This window comes from Streptomyces sp. NBC_00012 (assembly GCF_045040875.1).
Taxonomy (GTDB): Bacteria; Actinomycetota; Actinomycetes; order Streptomycetales; family Streptomycetaceae; genus Streptomyces.
The window spans coordinates 5,359,759-5,374,230 of record NZ_CP108309.1; the positions used below are offsets into that span (position 1 = coordinate 5,359,759).

A 14,472-nucleotide genomic window follows, 5' to 3' on the forward strand; every position below is an offset into this window, starting at 1 on the left:
GACGGGCCATCGCCGTACCCGCCGCGGCTCCACCCCCGTCCGGCCGCGGCCTCGTTCGAGCGCTCGGCGCCATCGCGGTTATCCGTACCGTTAGTGTGGGGCCCCGTCCGAGACTCGCCAACGCCCCGACAGGGCGCGCGTGTACACCGATGCAGCCCCCGGGGTGACGCCCCCCGGACCCGGCCGGAGGGCCCGTACCTCAATGTCCGTGCACAGCCAATCGGCGGCGCCGTACGCGGCCGCCGCCACCCCAGAGTTCCCCCGGCATGTCGTCACCGCCGTGCTCGTCTCCCACGACGGCGCACGCTGGCTGCCCGACGCGCTCGCCGGGCTGCTCGGGCAGGAACGCCCCGTACAGAACATCGTCGCCGCCGACACCGGAAGCGCCGACGACTCCGCGCGGCTGGTCACCGAGGCGCTCGGCGCCGAACAGGTCCTGCACCTCGCGCGCCGTACGAGCTTCGGCACCGCCGTCGACGAGGCGACCCGCACGGCCGGTGTCCTCACCCCCGAGGACCTGCCGTACCTGAAGCGGCCCAGCAGCTGGGACCCCGTCAGCAGGAGCTGGCGCGACGACGCCTACGACCTGCCCGAACTGCCGCACGGCGAACCGGTGCAGTGGCTCTGGCTGCTCCACGACGACTGCGCACCCGAGCCCGACGCGCTCGCCGAACTGCTGCGCGTCGTCGACACCGACCCGCACGCCACGATCGTCGGCCCCAAGCTCCGCGGCTGGTACGACCGCAAGCAGCTGCTGGAGGTCGGTGTCTCCATCGCCAACAGCGGACGCCGCTGGACCGGACTCGACCGCCGCGAGCAGGACCAGGGCCAGCACGACCAGGTCCGTACTGTGCTCTCCGTCTCCACCGCCGGCATGCTGATCCGCCGTGACATCTGGGAGGAGCTCGGCGGGTTCGACCGCAGGCTCCCCCTGATGCGTGACGACGTCGACCTGTGCTGGCGCGCACACGTCGCGGGACACCGGGTCCTCGTCGCCCCCGACGCCGTCCTCAGGCATGCCGAGGCGTCCGCCCGCGAACGCCGCCCGATCGACTGCGCGGGGCGCTCCGTAGCCTCCCCGCACCGCGTCGACAAGGCCGGTGCCGTCTACACGATGCTGGTCAACGCCCGCGCCAAGGCGCTGCCCTGGGTGATGCTCCGGCTCGTCGTCGGCACCCTGCTGCGCACCCTCGCCTATCTCGTCGGCAAGGTGCCCGGCCAGGCACTCGACGAGGTCGCCGGGTTCTTCGGCACCCTGCTGCGCCCCGGCCGGATCCTCTCGGCCCGGCGCAGCCGCGGCAAGGGCGTCGTGGACCAGACCGAACTGCGCGGCCTCTTCCCGCCGCCCGGCGCCACCGTCCGCGCCACCGTGGACCAGGTCGCCGGAAACTTCGGCAGCTCCGACGCCGACGCGGGCGGCTCCCGGCACGGCGCCGTGGAGTCCGGCCCCGGCGGCGACGACGCCGACTTCCTGGAGATCGAGCAGTTCGCGCGGCTCAAGCGGATCGGACGCAAGCCGGGCCCGGTGCTCTTCGCCGTGCTGCTCCTCGTCTCGCTCGTCGCCTGCCGCGGCCTCCTCGGCGGCGGAGCGCTGACCGGCGGCGCGCTGCTGCCCGCACCCGCCGATGTCTCCGACCTGTGGAGCAAGTACGCGGACGGCTGGCACACCGTCGGCACCGGCGGTACACAGACCGCGCCGCCCTACCTCGCCGTGATCTCGGCCCTGTCCGCGCTGTTCCTCGGCTCGACCGGCTTCGCGCTCACGCTCCTGCTGGTCTGCTCGGTCCCGCTCGCCGGACTCACCGCCTACTTCGTCTCCCGGCCGCTGCTCGAATCGAGGCTGCTGCGGGCCTGGGCGAGCGTCGCGTACGCCTTCCTGCCCGCCGCGACCGGCGCCCTGGCGACCGGCCGCCTCGGCACCGCCGTGCTGGCCGTGCTGCTCCCGCTGATCGCCCGCGCCGCCGTCTCCGCGCACGGCATGCGGGCCGCCGGTGACGCCCGTGGCAGCTGGCGCGCCACCTGGGCGTACACCCTGCTCCTCACCTTCGCGATGGCGTTCACGCCGATCGTGTGGCCGCTCGCCGTGGTCCTCGGCATCGGCGTGCTCGTACTGCGCCGCGACGACATCACCGCGTACGGGCTCCGCTTCCTCGCCGCGATCGGCACCCCGCTGCTCGTCCTCGCGCCCTGGTCGCTCTCGCTCCTCACCAGCCCGTCCGGCTTCCTGAAGGAGGCGGGCCTGGACATCGGTACGGGCACGGCCTCCGCGCTCGACCTGCTCGGCATCAGCCCCGGCGGCCCCAAGGCCGCGGGCGGAGTGCTGCTGCTGGGCATCGTGCTCGCCGCGCTGGCCGCGCTGCTGCGCGGGGAGCGGCAGTTCGCGGTACGCACCGCGTGGGCGGTCGCGCTCGTGGCACTGGTCTTCGCCGCGCTGGCCAACGGCTCGGGCTGGGCCGGTCCCGCCACCCTCGTCTACGGCATCGCGCTGATCGCCGCCGCGCTGGTCGGCGCGGACGGCGCCCGGATCCGCGTCGCCGAGCTCAGCTTCGGCTGGCGGCAGCCCGTCGCCGTACTCATCGCCCTCACCGCGGGGCTCGCCCCGGTGCTGGCCGCCGTGGGCTGGATGATCGGCGGCGCGTCGGGCCCGCTGGAGCGCCGCGACCCGGTGCAGGTGCCCGCGTTCGTGGCGGAGGAGAGCACCACCCGCGACCAGCCGCGCACCCTGGTCCTCGGCGGCACCTCGCCCGCCCACGTCTCGTACACCCTGGTACGCGGCTCCGGCGCGCGGCTCGGCGACGCCGAGCTGACCGAGTCGGGCGGCAGCAACAGCCACTTCGACAAGGTCGTCGCCAACCTGGTCGCGGGCTCCGGAGCCGACCAGGGCAGCCAGCTCAGCGGCTTCGCGATCCGTTACGTCCTGGTCCGCGACGGCGCCCCGAAGCAGATGAGCCGGGTCCTCGACGCGACCCCGGGGCTCAGCCGGCTGAGCCAGCTGGACGGCAGCGCGCTGTGGCGGGTCGACCGCCAGGTCGCCCGAGTCATGATCATGCCGTCCGGCACCGACGGGGAACCGCTGCCCGTCGGCTCCCTCCCCGTCGAGGCGCACACCAGGATCCCGGCGGGCGGCTCCGGCCGCGTGCTGCGGATCGCGGACGCCGCCGACCCCGGCTGGCAGGCCACGCTCGACGGCCGGCCGCTGACCCGCAAGACCGTCGACGGCTGGGCCCAGGGCTTCGAACTCCCCGCCGAGGGCGGCACGCTGGACCTCACGTACGACACCCCGCTCACCCACACCGCCTGGATCTGGATGCAGTCGGCGCTGGCCGTCGTCCTGCTGGTCCTCGCCCTGCCCGGCCGCCGCCGGGAGATCGACGACGACCTGCCCGAGGAGCCCGTGACGGTCCCCGCGGAGCCGGTCGCCGGCGAGGGGCGCCGGGCCCGCAGGCTGCGCGCGGCCGCCCAGGCGGAAGCGGAGGGCGAACCGGACGGGGAGGCGCCGGACGCGCCGGGGCAGTACATCCCGTCGCAGCAGGCGGCGGAGTACGACCCCGCCCAGCAGGACCCGGCCCAGCAGATCCCCGTCCAGCAGGACCCGGCCCGGCAGATCCCCGAGCAGCAACCGCGCCAGGACGACGGCCAGGGCGCCTTCGCTCCGCAGGCCGGCGACGGCCAGTACGCGGCAGTGCCGCAGCAGCAGTACGGCGAATGGGACGCGCAGCAGTACCCGGACGCCGGCTACCAGCAGTACCAGGGCGGCCAGTACCAGGGCGGCCAGTACCAGGACGGCCAGTACCAGGACGGCCAGTACGGCACGCAGCAGGACCACCTCGCCGCCGACCCGTACCAGCAGAACGCCTACGACCCGTACGGCTACGCCCAGCAGCAGTACGACCCCCAGGCCCAGCCCCCGTACGCCCCCGAGGCCCACTACGGCGGGCAGGGCCAGTACGAACCGCACAACCCCGACGAGAACCCCGCCCCGGGCCAGAACCCGTGGCCGACCGGTAACGCATCGCGAGGCGAGTCCGAGTGAAGTCCACCAGCCTGTCCCTCATCGCGGGCGCCGTCGCCCTCGCCGCAGTCACCGGCTTCGCCGCGCTCACCGCGCCCGGCGAAGGGGACACGGCAGAGGCGAAGACCGCCGCACGCCTGCCGGTGGAACGGACCAGCCTGCTCTGCCCGGCCCCCGGCCTCTCCGACCTCGCGGAGACGACCTACACCTCCTTCACCCCGGCGGGCGGCGGCAGCGGCGGCGAGGCCGGTACGGCCGAACTGCAGAAGGCCACCTCCACCACGGCCGACGCCGAGAAGAAGGACGAGAAGGGCAAGAAGAAGGACGAGAAGAAGGAAGACCCCAAGAAGCCGGTCGTCTCGCTCAAGGAGCCAGGCAGACCGGCCACCGCCGAGGAGTCCGGCTCCGGCGCCCCCGCACTGGTCGGCACCGCCACCGGCCGGCTGGCCCCCGGCTGGACCACCCAGCAGACCACCGTGGTCGAGGCGGGCGGCTCCCGCGGCCTGCTCGGCGTCAGCTGCACCAGGCCCGGCACGGACTTCTGGTTCCCGGCCGCGAGCACCGCGAAGTCCCGCGAGGACTACGTCCACCTGACCAACCCGGACGACACGGCGGCCGTCGCCGACATCGAGCTGTACGGCCCCGACGGCTCGCTCAAGTCCGATGCCGGCGAGGGCATCAGGGTGCCCGCCCGGTCCGGCGTCCCGGTCCTGATCTCCACGCTCACCAGCGAGGCGACCGAGGACGTGACCGTCCACGTCACCACCCGTGCCGGACGTGTCGGCGCAGCCGTCAGGACCGCGGACGAGAAGACCGGCAGCGACTGGCTGGCCGCGTCCGCCGACCCGACAGGCACCCTGGTGCTCCCCGGTATCCCCGCGGACGCCACCTCGGTCCGTCTCGTGGCCTTCGCGACGGGCGACGACGACGCCGATCTGACGGTGAAACTGATCGGCAAGACCGGCGCGATCTCCCCGGTCGGCAACGAGAGCCTCCACGTCAAGTCCCGGATGACCGCGGGCGCCGATCTGAAGGACATCACCAAGGGCGAGGCCGGCTCGCTGCTGCTGACCCCGGCCCCGGGGAAGAGGAACGCTCCGGTGGTCGCCGCGCTGCGCGTGGTCCGCGGCACCGGCGACAAGCAGGAGGTCGGCTACATCCCGGCGACCGGCCCGGTGGGCGCGCGGGCGACCGTGGCCGACAACCGGGACAAGGGCTCGGTCCTCTCGCTCACCGCGCCGGGGGCCACCGCCACCGTGAAGGTCACCGCGTCGGCGGGCAGCGGGGGCGGCGAACAGACCGTCAAGAAGTACACGGTCAAGGGCGGTACGACGCTGGCGGTCACCCCGCCCGTACCGTCCGGCCTCAAGGGCGGCTACGCCCTGACGGTCGAGACGGAGTCGGGCGGTCCGGTCCACGCCGCGCGCACGCTCACCGTCACACAGGACGGCATCCAGATGTTCACCGTGCAGACACTGCCGGACGACAGGGGAACGGTCGAGGTACCCACGGCCGAGCAGGACCTGTCGGTCCTCGACGACTGACCGGGACGGGACGGGCGGGGTGCCGGCCAGCGTGCCGCCCCCCCGCCCGTCCGTCGGTCTCCCGCCGCTCCCGCCGCTCCTGCTACTCCTGCCCGTACCGCGGATCCACGGACTCCGGGGCGAGCCCGAGCAGCTCCGCGACCTGCTCCACCACGACCTCGTGCACCAGCAGGGCGCGCTCGTCACGGCTCTTGGTACGGATCTCGACGGGCCGCCGGTAGACCACGATCTGTGCGGGCCGGCCCTTCTCCGCGGAGACCGCCCGCCCCAGCGGCACGGTCTCCTCCTGCGTACCCGGCACGTCGAGCACCATGAAGTCGACCTCGGCCAGCTGCGGCCAGCGCCGCTCCAGCCGTTCCACCGAGTCCTGCACGAGATCGCGGAAGTTCTCCGCCCGGCTGACCGAGAGCGGCACCTGGGGCGGGGCGACGGGCCCCCGCATGCCGCGGCCATGACGGTCACGACGGCGTGGGCGCGGCTCGGACGGGTGCGGAGGTACGGGACTGTCCATCACTGACGCAGGGTAACCCTCGGCGGGGCGGACGGATCACCGACGGCCGACAAGGCATCGGCATGTCCAATCCTGAACAATCCGGCCGACCAGGGGCACGTTTCAGGCCTCGCACCTGACCGTTGGTCTCCCGCTGCATGACAGCTTTTGTGCCGAGTGGTGACCGGAATCGTTGCCGTTACGACCCGGGCTTCTCCGTCCTCCCGCAGGTCAGATGGAGGGTCAGGAAGGCGTTCGCACCGGAGGAGACAGGCCGACACGGTGGGGTGAGCTGAGGGAGAGTCGTCGCAGCCCGCTCAAGAGTGCGGTACCGTCCAACATCGTGAGCCCTGTACGTCGCTGTTCGCGCACCGCGTGCGGCCGCCCTGCCGTCGCGACACTGACGTACGTCTATGCCGACTCGACTGCGGTCCTCGGCCCGCTCGCCACCTACGCCGAGCCCCACTGCTACGACCTCTGCGCCGAGCACAGTGAGCGGCTGACGGCCCCACGCGGCTGGGAGGTCGTCCGGCTCTCCGACCCCTCCGCCCCCACCCGCCCCAGCGGCGACGATCTCGAAGCGCTCGCCAATGCCGTCCGGGAAGCGGCACGGCCGCAGGACCGTGGGACGGACGGCCGGGGCGGCGGTCCGCACGCGGCCGATCCGATGGAGGTCGCACGCCGCGGTCATCTGCGGGTGCTGCGCTCCCCGGACTCCTGAACTCGGCGTACGAGCCCTCCGGGTAGTTTGGGCGGTCCGCAGAAATCTCAGGAGGACCGGCCCGTGGCTGCTGATCTGTCGCAGATCGTGAAGGCGTACGACGTGCGCGGAGTGGTGCCCGACCAGTGGGACGAAGCCCTGGCCGAGCAGTTCGGGGCGGCGTTCGTCGAGGTGACGGACGCGGACGCGATCGTGATCGGCCACGACATGAGGCCCTCGTCGCCCGGCCTCTCGGGAGCCTTCGCACGCGGAGCCGTGTCGCGCGGCGCGGACGTCACACTCATCGGCCTCTGCTCGACCGACCAGCTGTACTTCGCCTCGGGCAGCCTGGGCCTCCCCGGCGCGATGTTCACCGCGTCGCACAACCCGGCGCAGTACAACGGCATCAAGCTCTGCCGGGCGGGCGCCGCCCCCGTGGGCCAGGACACCGGGCTCCTGGAGATCCGCGCCCTGGTCGAGAAGTGGTCCGAGACCGGTGCCCCGCAGCCGGTCGCCGCCCCCGGCACCGTCACCGGGCGCGACACGCTCGCCGACTACGCGGCCCACCTGCTGTCCCTGGTCGACCTGACATCCGTCCGGCCGCTGAAGGTCGTCGTCGACGCGGGCAACGGCATGGGCGGCCACACCGTCCCCACCGTCTTCGCGGACCTGCCCGTCGACCTCGTGCCGATGTACTTCGAGCTCGACGGCACGTTCCCCAACCACGAGGCCAACCCCCTCGACCCGAAGAACCTCGTCGACCTCCAGGCCCGGGTGGTGGCCGAGGGCGCCGACCTGGGCCTCGCCTTCGACGGCGACGCGGACCGCTGCTTCGTCGTCGACGAGCGGGGCGAGGGCATCTCGCCGTCCGCGATCACCGCCCTGGTCGCGGCCCGGGAACTCGCCCGCAACGGCGGCAAGGGGACCGTCATCCACAATCTGATCACCTCCCTCTCGGTCCCCGAGGTCGTCCGCGAGAACGGCGGCACCCCGGTCCGTACCCGCGTGGGTCACTCCTTCATCAAGGCGGAGATGGCCGAACACGGCGCGATCTTCGGCGGCGAGCACTCCGCGCACTACTACTTCCGCGACTTCTGGAACGCCGACACGGGCATGCTCGCCGCGCTCCACGTGCTGGCCGCGCTGGGCGGTCAACCGGGCCCCCTGTCCCAGCTGGTCGCCCGCTACGACCGCTACGCCGGCTCCGGCGAGATCAACTCCACGGTCACCGACCAGGAGGCCCGGACGGCAGCGGTACGCGCGTCCTTCGAGACCCGCGCCGGAGCCACGATCGACGACCTGGACGGCCTGACGGTCACGACCCCCGACTGGTGGTTCAACCTCCGGGCCTCCAACACGGAACCCTTGCTGCGCCTGAACGTGGAAGCCCGCGACGAACGGACGATGACAGCGGTACGGGACGAGGTCCTGACCATGATCCGAACCCCGGACGCCATCACGCCCTCCAACGTTTCCGGTTCCATCGGCCACTCCGACGTTTCCGGCTCCGCCGGCGCCTGAGGCGTTTCTGGTTCCTCCGGTTCCTCCGGTTCTTCCGGTCTCTCCGGCCTCCGGCCTCCGGCTCCCCGGCCCCCCGGCTCCTCCGGCTCCCCGGCCTCCGGACCCCCCGGCCCCTGAGGCGCCAGGGGCCGGGGGCGGAGCCCTGGGTTCGCCCCTCAGCCCCACCCTTCCGACACGCCTTCCGGCCCTTCCGCACCCTTTTCGTGCCGGCCAGCCAATACATTCCCAGCCTCTCCGGCGCTTGAGGAGCGGGGTCCGGGGCAGCGCCCCGGTTACGGGAAGGGGCGGGTAGGGGAACAGCCCCGCCGCAGGCGGCCCCGTACCCGCACTCCCGCGCCCCGCCCCCGCGCCCGCGCCCCGCCCCGCGTCCCCGCGTTCCCCCCAGGCCCCCCAGGCCCCCACCCCCAGGCCCCCCAGGCCCCCACCCCCAGGCCCCCCGGGCCCACCCCGCCCCCCGGCGGTAGGCTGACGTCGCCTGATCCGTAGCTCGAAGGGACCCACCCCATGCCGCTCGAAGCCGGCCTCCTGGAGATCCTCGCCTGCCCGGCCTGCCACTCCCCGCTCGAAGACCGGTCGGCGGCCGACACCCCCGAACTGGTCTGCACCGGCAAGGACTGCGCCCTGGCCTACCCGGTACGGGACGGCATCCCCGTCCTCCTCGTCGACGAGGCCCGCCGCCCCGAGTAACGGCGCACGGGTCCGCAACGGCACCCGCCGCCCACACCCCGCACGGTGATCAGCACGTGATCGGAGGACCGTCCCCATGCTCGACGAGTCGCTGCTCGACGCCCCGGAAGCCCTGGCCCGAGCCGACCGCCGCGGCCTGCTCCGCGGCGCCGCCGAGGCCGGGGCCAGGGTTCGTACCGCCGCCCGGCACGCCGTCGAGGCGGGCATCGCCGAACTGAACCCGGAGGGCCGCCCCCGCGCCGTACTGGTCGCAGGCTCCGGCACCGCCGCGTCCGGCGTCGCCGACCTGATCACCGCCCTGGCAGGCGCCTCCGCACCCGTGACCCGCATCCACCCCACCGGGGTCGCCCCCGCAGCGGGCGCGATGCGCTGGGCCCTGCCCGGCTGGGCCGGCTCCGTGGACCTGCTGCTGATCGTCACGGCCGACGGCTCCGAGCCGGGCCTCGCACTCCTCGCCGAACAGGCGTACCGCCGAGGCTGCAGCGTCGTCGCCGTCACCCCCCGCCAGTCACCGCTGCGCGAGGCGATCGACGGCGCGCACGGACTCGTCGTACCGATGGCCTCCGCCCCGCACGGGGAGTACGACGCCGAGACGTCGGCCGCGGGACCCGGCACGCTCTGGGCCCTGTTCACCCCGCTGCTCGCGCTGCTCGACCGGGTCGGCCTGCTCACCGCGCCCGCCGAGGCACTGCAGAGCGTCGCCGACCGCCTGGACCGCACCGCGGAACGCTGCGGCCCTGCCATCGCCACGTACAGCAACCCCGCCAAGACCCTCGCGGCCGAACTCGCCGAGAGCCTGCCCCTCATCTGGACCGAGGGCGACGCCGCCGCCCCGATCGGCCGCAGATTCGCCGCTGTCCTGGCCGAACTGTCCGGCTGCCCCGCCCTCGTAGCCGAACTGCCCGAGGCGCTTCCCGCCCACGGCACGCTGCTGGCGGGCACCTTCGCCGCCGCGGCCGACCCCGACGACTTCTTCCGCGACCGGGTCGACGAGCCGGAGCCGCTGCACGCCCGCGTCGTACTGCTCCGCGACCGCCCGACCGGTGGGCTGAGCGCGGCCCCCGCCGCCCGCGAACTGGCCCTCGGCCACGACACGGCGATCAGCGAACTCGAACCGGACGGGGGCACCGAGCTCGAAGCCCTCGCCGAACTGCTCGCGGTCACCGACTTCGCCGCCGTCTATCTGGCCCTGGCGTCGGCAGCCGGCGCCTGACCGAGGCCCTCGCCCCCTGACCAAAGGCCCTGACCCCCAGAAGGCCGCACCGCACTCCGCCGGATTCCACCGCGCCCCACCGAACCACAGCCCCACCACAGCCCCACCAGAGCACCGCACCCCGATCCACGCATCTCACAAGGACGAACACCATGGACCGGCTCTCCAACACAGTGCGCCCTTACGCCTGGGGCTCCACCACCGCCATCCCCGAACTCCTCGGCATCGCCCCCACCGGCGAGCCCCAGGCCGAGATGTGGATGGGCGCCCACCCCGGCGCCCCCTCTCTCCTCACCCGCATGACCACCACCGGAGCGGCCGGCCCCGAACGACCCCTCACCGACGTCATCGCCGCGGATCCCGAGCGCGAACTGGGCCGGGCCACCGTCGAGAAGTTCGGCCCCCGCCTCCCCTTCCTGCTCAAACTGCTCGCCGCCGGCGCGCCCCTCTCCCTCCAGGTCCACCCCGACCTCGCGCAGGCCAAGCGGGGCTACGAGGACGAGGAGCGCCGGTCCGTCCCGATCGACGCGCCCCACCGCACGTACAAGGACGCGAACCACAAGCCCGAGCTGATCTGCGCGCTCACCCCCTTCGCCGGCCTGTGCGGTTTCCGCCGCCCCGCCGAGGCGGCGGAAACGATGGCGGCGCTCGGCGTCGACTCGCTCAAGCCGTACGTCGACCTGCTCGGCGCCCACCCCGAGGAGGCCGCCCTGCGCGAGGTCCTCACCGCGATCCTCGGCGCCGACCCCGTGGAGACGGCCGAGACGGTGAACCTGGCCGCGGCCGCCGCCGAACGCCTCGGCGGCGCCCACGCCCCGTACGCCCGGATCGCCCACCACTTCCCCGGCGACCCCGGTGTCATCGCGGCGATGCTGCTGAACTACGTGGAACTCCAGCCCGGCGAGGCCCTGTTCCTCGGTGCGGGCGTCCCGCACGCCTATCTGGACGGCCTCGGCGTCGAGATCATGGCCAACTCGGACAACGTGCTGCGCTGCGGACTCACGCCCAAGCACATCGACGTACCCGAACTGCTCCGCATCGTCCGCTTCGAGGCGACCGAGCCCGGCGTTCTGCGCCCCGAGGCCTCGCCGTCCGGCGAGGAGCTGTACGAGACGCCCGTGGACGAATTCCGGCTCTCCCGCTTCGACCTCTCGCCCGGCGCCGCCCCCGTCGACCTGACCAGGGACACCCCGCAGATCCTGCTCTGCACCGGGGGAGCCCCGAAGGCGGGCGAACTCGGCCTCACTCCCGGAGCCTCCGTGTTCGTACCCTCCGGAGAGAAGGTCGAAGTGTCCGGCATGGGCACTTTGTTCCGTGCCGCAGTGGTGGCCTGACGTACCGTCCGCGCCAGTGACTGCAACAATGTCCGGCCGTACCGCGGCGTCAGGGCCGCAGCATCGAAGAAGGGACACCAGGCACCCATGAGCGCGTCAGGCGGAACCAAGGCGATCGTGGCGGCACTCGGCGCCAACCTCGCGATCGCAGTGGCCAAATTCGTGGCGTTCCTGTTCAGTGGCTCGTCGTCGATGCTCGCGGAGAGCGTCCACTCGGTCGCCGACTCGGGCAACCAGGGCCTGCTGCTGCTCGGCGGCAAGAAGGCCCAGCGCGAAGCCACCCCCCAGCACCCCTTCGGCTACGGCCGCGAGCGCTACATCTACGCGTTCCTCGTCTCCATCGTGCTCTTCTCGGTCGGTGGCATGTTCGCGGTGTACGAGGGCTACGAGAAGATCAAGCACCCGCACGAGATCGAGGCCTGGTACTGGCCGGTCGGGGTGCTGGTCTTCGCGATCATCGCCGAGGGCTTCTCCTTCCGTACGGCCATCAAGGAGTCCAACCAGACCCGCGGTTCGCTCTCCTGGAAGGAATTCGTCCGCCGGGCGAAGGCCCCCGAACTCCCCGTCGTCCTGCTGGAGGACCTCGGCGCTCTGATCGGCCTGGTTCTCGCCCTCGCGGGTGTCGGCCTGGCCCTCGCGACCGACAACGGCGTCTGGGACGGAATCGGCACCCTCTGCATCGGCGTCCTGCTGATCATCATCGCGATCGTCCTCGCCGCCGAGACGAAGTCCCTACTGCTCGGCGAGGCCGCCGGCGCCGACCAGGTCGAGAAGATCAAGGCCGCGGTCGTCGACGGCGAAACGGTCACCAAGGTCATCCACATGCGGACGCTCCACCTCGGCCCGGAGGAACTGCTCGTCGCCGCCAAGATCGCGGTGCAGCACGACGACACGGCCACCGAGGTCGCCAACGCCATCAACGCCGCCGAGAGCCGGATCCGCGAGGCGGTCCCGATCGCCCGGGTCATCTACCTGGAACCGGACATCTACAGCGAGGCCGCCGCCGCAGCCGGTATCAACCCCGGCAAGGTCCCGGGCGGAACCCCCGGACACACCCCGGACACCCCGACGGAATCCGGCGGCCACTGACCGACCCCTCCATCCGCCCTCCCTCCCGCTCCCAGTACGTCACTCAGGCGTGTCCAACTGCGTCCGACCGCGTCCGACCGCTTCCCGTTCCGGGGCGGACTGGGAGCGGCTGGGCCGATCGGTGTAGATTCGACGGCAGTGTCAGACGTCGCTGCTGATGGCGGTCGATCGGTCCGTACGCGCGGACCGGCCGAGGGAGAGAGGGCCTCCGACGGACTGCGCTGCGAGCATCCGGGCATTCGTGTGCCCGCCGCCGCAGAGCCATCCGTGCCCCACCTCGACCCCATTACGAGGAGCAGCCCGTTATGACGACGGTCGCCAATCGACAGGACTTCAAGGTCGCCGACCTCTCCCTCGCGACGTTCGGCCGCAAGGAGATCACCCTCGCCGAGCACGAGATGCCCGGCCTGATGTCGATCCGCAAGGAGTACGCCGCCACGCAGCCGCTGGCCGGCGCCCGCATCACCGGTTCGCTGCACATGACCGTGCAGACGGCCGTGCTGATCGAGACCCTGGTCGCCCTCGGCGCCGAGGTCCGCTGGGCCTCCTGCAACATCTTCTCGACCCAGGACCACGCCGCCGCGGCCATCGCCGTCGGCCCGAACGGCACCCCGGAAGCCCCGGCGGGCGTCCCGGTCTTCGCCTGGAAGGGCGAGACGCTGGAGGAGTACTGGTGGTGCACGGAGCAGGCTCTGACCTGGCCGAACACCCCCACCGGCGGCCCGAACATGATCCTCGACGACGGTGGTGACGCCACCCTCCTCGTCCACAAGGGCGTCGAGTTCGAGAAGGCCGGCGCCGCCCCGGACCCGTCGACGGCGGACAGCGAGGAGTACGCCCATATCCTCACCCTGCTGAACCGCACCCTCGGCGAGTCCCCGCAGAAGTGGACCCAGCTGGCGTCCGAGATCCGCGGCGTCACCGAAGAGACCACGACCGGTGTGCACCGGCTGTACGAGATGCACCGCGACGGCACCCTCCTCTTCCCGGCGATCAACGTCAACGACGCCGTCACCAAGTCCAAGTTCGACAACAAGTACGGCTGCCGCCACTCGTTGATCGACGGCATCAACCGCGCCACGGACGTCCTGATCGGCGGCAAGACCGCCGTCGTCTGCGGTTACGGCGACGTGGGCAAGGGCTGCGCGGAGTCCCTGCGCGGCCAGGGCGCCCGGGTGATCGTCACGGAGATCGACCCGATCTGCGCCCTGCAGGCGGCGATGGACGGCTACCAGGTCGCCACGCTCGACGACGTCGTCGGCCAGGCCGACATCTTCGTCACCACGACCGGCAACAAGGACATCATCATGGCCGCGGACATGGCCAAGATGAAGCACCAGGCCATCGTCGGAAACATCGGCCACTTCGACAACGAGATCGACATGGCCGGTCTGGCGCAGATCGACGGCATCGTCAAGGACGAGGTCAAGCCGCAGGTCCACACCTGGACGTTCCCCGACGGCAAGGTCCTCATCGTGCTGTCCGAGGGCCGCCTGCTGAACCTGGGCAACGCCACCGGCCACCCCTCGTTCGTCATGTCCAACTCGTTCGCGGACCAGACCCTGGCCCAGATCGAGCTGTTCACCAAGCCCGAGGAGTACCCGACCGATGTCTACGTGCTGCCCAAGCACCTGGACGAGAAGGTCGCCCGCCTCCACCTCGACGCGCTCGGCGTGAAGCTCACGACGCTCCGCCCCGAGCAGGCCTCGTACATCGGCGTCGAGGTTGACGGCCCGTACAAGCCCGACCACTACCGCTACTGATCCCGCCCGTCAGCGACCGCGCACGTCACCACCGGTCAGTGACGACCGGCCGCTGGCAGACGGAACAGCTTCAGCAGCAGCTACGAGCGCAGGCCCCCGCACCCCCGTGTCGGGGGCCT

Annotated in this window: 10 protein-coding genes; 9 read left to right on the top strand and 1 reads right to left on the bottom strand. The window is 72.5% G+C overall.

Features of this window, described 5'->3' with window-relative positions; genetic code table 11:
- Positions 1 to 202 precede the first annotated feature (202 nt).
- Complete coding sequence (locus tag OHA19_RS24720; protein ID WP_405751634.1) at positions 203 to 4,033, top strand: glycosyltransferase; 3,831 nt, start codon at positions 203 to 205, stop codon at positions 4,031 to 4,033.
- Positions 4,030 to 5,556 (top strand): DUF5719 family protein, encoded by a 1,527-nt coding sequence (locus OHA19_RS24725; protein ID WP_405713271.1) that lies wholly within the window; start codon positions 4,030 to 4,032, stop codon positions 5,554 to 5,556. Before OHA19_RS24720 ends, OHA19_RS24725 begins: the two co-directional genes overlap by 4 nt.
- An 82-nt stretch (positions 5,557 to 5,638) precedes the next feature.
- On the opposite strand, the gene OHA19_RS24730 is transcribed toward OHA19_RS24725, so the two are convergent.
- On the bottom strand, positions 5,639 to 6,067 hold the full coding sequence (locus OHA19_RS24730; protein WP_405713269.1) for a metallopeptidase family protein: 429 nt from the start codon (positions 6,065 to 6,067) through the stop codon (positions 5,639 to 5,641).
- Between the two features lie 322 nt (positions 6,068 to 6,389).
- Here OHA19_RS24730 and OHA19_RS24735 point away from each other — a divergent pair, with 322 nt between their 5' ends.
- From OHA19_RS24735 to ahcY, 7 genes are all read left to right on the top strand, one after another.
- Positions 6,390 to 6,767, top strand: coding sequence for a DUF3499 domain-containing protein (locus OHA19_RS24735; protein ID WP_385329216.1), 378 nt, complete (start codon positions 6,390 to 6,392; stop codon positions 6,765 to 6,767).
- 63 nt (positions 6,768 to 6,830) lie between these two features.
- Complete coding sequence (locus tag OHA19_RS24740) at positions 6,831 to 8,267, top strand: phosphomannomutase/phosphoglucomutase (protein ID WP_405713267.1); 1,437 nt, start codon at positions 6,831 to 6,833, stop codon at positions 8,265 to 8,267.
- Between the two features lie 504 nt (positions 8,268 to 8,771).
- Entirely contained in the window at positions 8,772 to 8,954 is a 183-nt protein-coding gene (locus OHA19_RS24745; protein WP_124722989.1) for a Trm112 family protein, read from the top strand.
- A 76-nt stretch (positions 8,955 to 9,030) separates the two neighbouring features.
- Positions 9,031 to 10,167 carry an SIS domain-containing protein gene (locus tag OHA19_RS24750; RefSeq protein ID WP_405751636.1) on the top strand — a complete coding sequence of 379 codons (1,137 nt, stop codon included), beginning with the start codon at positions 9,031 to 9,033 and terminating at the stop codon, positions 10,165 to 10,167.
- A gap of 152 nt (positions 10,168 to 10,319) precedes the next feature.
- The gene (gene manA, locus OHA19_RS24755; protein WP_405751639.1) at positions 10,320 to 11,501 is read left to right on the top strand and encodes a mannose-6-phosphate isomerase, class I; all 1,182 of its coding nucleotides are present in this window, start codon (positions 10,320 to 10,322) and stop codon (positions 11,499 to 11,501) included.
- Positions 11,502 to 11,588: 87 nt separating this feature from the next.
- A complete protein-coding gene (locus tag OHA19_RS24760; RefSeq protein ID WP_405713260.1) occupies positions 11,589 to 12,590 on the top strand; it encodes a cation diffusion facilitator family transporter in 1,002 nt (333 codons plus the stop codon).
- Positions 12,591 to 12,895: 305 nt separating this feature from the next.
- Positions 12,896 to 14,353, top strand: a complete 1,458-nt coding sequence (gene ahcY, locus OHA19_RS24765) for an adenosylhomocysteinase (protein WP_405713258.1) — start codon at positions 12,896 to 12,898, stop codon at positions 14,351 to 14,353.
- Positions 14,354 to 14,472: the final 119 nt, after the last annotated feature.

Bases quoted from the DNA above. Each gene is read 5' to 3' on its own strand.
- OHA19_RS24720 (WP_405751634.1), top strand. From the start codon at position 203: ATGTCCGTGCACAGCCAATCGGCGGCGCCGTACGCGGCCGCCGCCACC.
- OHA19_RS24730 (WP_405713269.1), bottom strand. From the start codon at position 6,067: ATGGACAGTCCCGTACCTCCGCACCCGTCCGAGCCGCGCCCACGCCGT.
- OHA19_RS24745 (WP_124722989.1), top strand. From the start codon at position 8,772: ATGCCGCTCGAAGCCGGCCTCCTGGAGATCCTCGCCTGCCCGGCCTGC.
- OHA19_RS24750 (WP_405751636.1), top strand. From the start codon at position 9,031: ATGCTCGACGAGTCGCTGCTCGACGCCCCGGAAGCCCTGGCCCGAGCC.
- manA (WP_405751639.1), top strand. From the start codon at position 10,320: ATGGACCGGCTCTCCAACACAGTGCGCCCTTACGCCTGGGGCTCCACC.
- OHA19_RS24760 (WP_405713260.1), top strand. From the start codon at position 11,589: ATGAGCGCGTCAGGCGGAACCAAGGCGATCGTGGCGGCACTCGGCGCC.
- ahcY (WP_405713258.1), top strand. From the start codon at position 12,896: ATGACGACGGTCGCCAATCGACAGGACTTCAAGGTCGCCGACCTCTCC.